Source organism: Paenibacillus sp. LK1, from assembly GCF_002750415.1.
GTDB lineage: Bacteria > Bacillota > Bacilli > Paenibacillales > Paenibacillaceae > Paenibacillus > Paenibacillus taichungensis.
In genome coordinates this window covers 1-2,666 of record NZ_PEII01000034.1, presented here as the reverse complement: position 1 = coordinate 2,666, position 2,666 = coordinate 1, and the positions used below count along the sequence as shown (strand labels likewise).

Annotated in this window: 1 protein-coding gene; it reads left to right on the top strand. The window is 41.7% G+C overall.

The window, feature by feature from the left end; translation table 11 throughout:
* Positions 1-366: 366 nt before the first annotated feature.
* Positions 367-2,370, top strand: a complete 2,004-nt coding sequence (locus CS562_RS32400) for a hypothetical protein (RefSeq protein ID WP_099859435.1) — start codon at positions 367-369, stop codon at positions 2,368-2,370.
* Positions 2,371-2,666: the final 296 nt, after the last annotated feature.

Sequence of the window (2,666 nt, the reverse complement as noted above, 5' to 3'; positions counted from 1 at the left end):
GATTGGATTAGTTATGAGGAGAATCTGGTGGCGACGGGGGAAGAAGTTTAGGATTCTGATACATTGTGGATGATTGGAATAGCTAAGCGGAAATGCCGCCTGGGTCTAAGGACTCATGGCGGCATTTTATCGTGATTTTCATGTTCCCTATCTGTTTCTGCAGTGATCATTGACACTGCCATAGACGATTAGTAGGAGAATTTTTCGCGCACGATATTGAGGCGATATCACTTGTTACGACTCGGTCCCACGTCGAATACCAATCCGAGAAAAAGACCGTCCAAACTTTTCCTTCTTGGTATTATCCCCTTATTCTCTTATAATGAGTAATTTAGCGACAAATATACAATTTTAAGGAGATGGAGTATGAAAGAGAGTAGGGTACGCTTTGCCACAAAGTTTCTGATCATAGTAGCTATGATTTTATTTAGTGGGTTGCTACCGATTACAGGCGGAAAAGCAGAAGCAGCACAAGAGCGGTACAAATCCGAATTCGAATTTGAATTCAAGTACGAGGAGGAAGCATCCAGAGTTATACCTCAAGTTCGTGTAACGAAGTTTTATTTTGATGACGGTCGTGTGGAGACTGAACTTCATGAATTTCCAAAGCAGGCGCGGGCTGTATCGAAAGACGCTCAATATTTGGAGAGCGCTCGCCAAAAAGATGATCCAGCGCTGAAGCAAACATTTTATCCAGGCTGCGGTTGGGACTTTGGAACATATGTGATGAATAAAGAGAAAGGTCCGCTAGCTTTTACGATTTATTGTGATTCAACGACAGACAAACAACCAAATGCAAAAGGTGAAAAGGAGTCAGTAAGCAATCATGTTATCTATAAATATGATCTCGAGCGCAACCTACTAAGCGTTTTGAATCAGGTACAAACGTTCGGAAAAAGCCGACCTCCGTTTAAAATGTATTATGACTTTGGAGGCTATACCTTGCAAGAAGGTAACGGAAAAATAAACTCTGAAGAACGAAATATTCGAGTCTATTCACTGCTCAGTAACAAACTGCTGGCGCGTATTGCTGAATATCCACAGGAAATCGACCAAACCTTAAGATACACCGAGTACAAAAAAATATCCAATGATCCAAAAGTTCTCGCTAAAATAGGAAATTATGAAACACACGGGAATGATAATTACATAGTAGAAACATTCATTTTAAATGCAGACGGAACCCGAACAAAAAGTAAGATTCCTGCCGTACTGCCAAATAATATTTTTTATGAAAATAAAATCGGTTCATTTACCTATGTCTCGTATAAAAATCCAAAAAACGAAAATACCATGGTAGGTTATCGAACTTCTACAAGTACAGCAATCAAGCCATTATCTCGTGCAGATGCTTCTAGTTCCATAAGATTCAGTAAGTCCAAACGTTACGTTCTGATTCGTCAGCAAACAGCCAAAGAAAAAACAATAAGAATCGTCGATACAAAAACGGCAAAAGTTGTATCCGAAATTCCGGATATCGGCGGTGGAGTATATAAGGAAGTAGGCAATTCAATTCTTTTATTCCAAGCCGAAAGGAAAGATTACTACCTGCATGTGCCAACAGGAATTGTTACCCGTAATATGGAAAATTCTCAATTGGTACAAGCCGATACAGGTGAGTACACGGGCGACCAATCGAAGCTTATCTCCATGCAAGCTCCACCACAAATGCTCGTAAACGGCAAACCGATGCGTTATGCCGGCCAAGGGCCTTTCCTGACGAAGGACAACCGCTGGTATGTGGAAGTGAACGATTTTGCAAAGGCTGCGGATGCTACAATGTCCAAAACTGCAAACGGATTGACGATCAATCGTGGTAATTACCAAATGACCGTCTCCAAATCCGATAAAACGGTATTAACCTGGGCTGGGCAGACCTTCGTACCGTTGGAGACACTGAACGAAAAATTGGGCATGGCTGGAGGTTTTCTGAATTCCCTCTTAGGTAAAGGCTTCGAATACAAAGTGCTCCATGTTTTTTCCAAAGATCTGAAAGAAGCAGATGTTATCGCTCGCCCTGATTTGTATGAGGCCATCGAAAATCATTCAGGAAATTATTATTCAATGGAAAATGGTAAACCTACCGCAAGGCCGTTGTCGGAAGCCAACACGTATTATTATGATGGAACTACTCTCATCTTCAAAGATGGCTTACTCGTAAATGTAGCTTCTATTCAAAATGCAGGTGGCCGCACGTTGCGAAATATTCTGTTCGATATAAATAAACTGAAGCATGTCATTGCCGTCTATGGAACGCCGAATGCAACCAAGACCGGAGGACAAATGGTATGCTGGTACGAGGTGGAAGGTAACGTGCTGGTATTCGAAAGTAACACTAATTTGAACGGTGCTTATTATATTTCACGATAAACACGAGGTGATATTCTGTGCTCCAAGCCCGTTTCCAAATAAGGACTCGGGCTTTTTTTATTTAGGCTGAAAAGAATCCCGAGTCCCCAGTTTTTCCATAACCCAATCACAAAATAACTATGACTAACCTATTAACACACTCTAAGCAGAACAAATTATGGGTGCTGTCGAGGAAGAAAGAACGGTTGAAAGGCCAGTTGCCCGTGCAGTTTGAAATCCCTTCGGCCATAATCCGAAAGTCTTTTTCACTCCAGTACTCATCGATTCTTGCGATGCTCGCCGCTATGCGGGTCTAG

Excerpts from the sequence above, each read along its gene's own strand:
- CS562_RS32400 (WP_099859435.1), top strand. The coding sequence starts at position 367 with ATGAAAGAGAGTAGGGTACGCTTTGCCACAAAGTTTCTGATCATAGTA.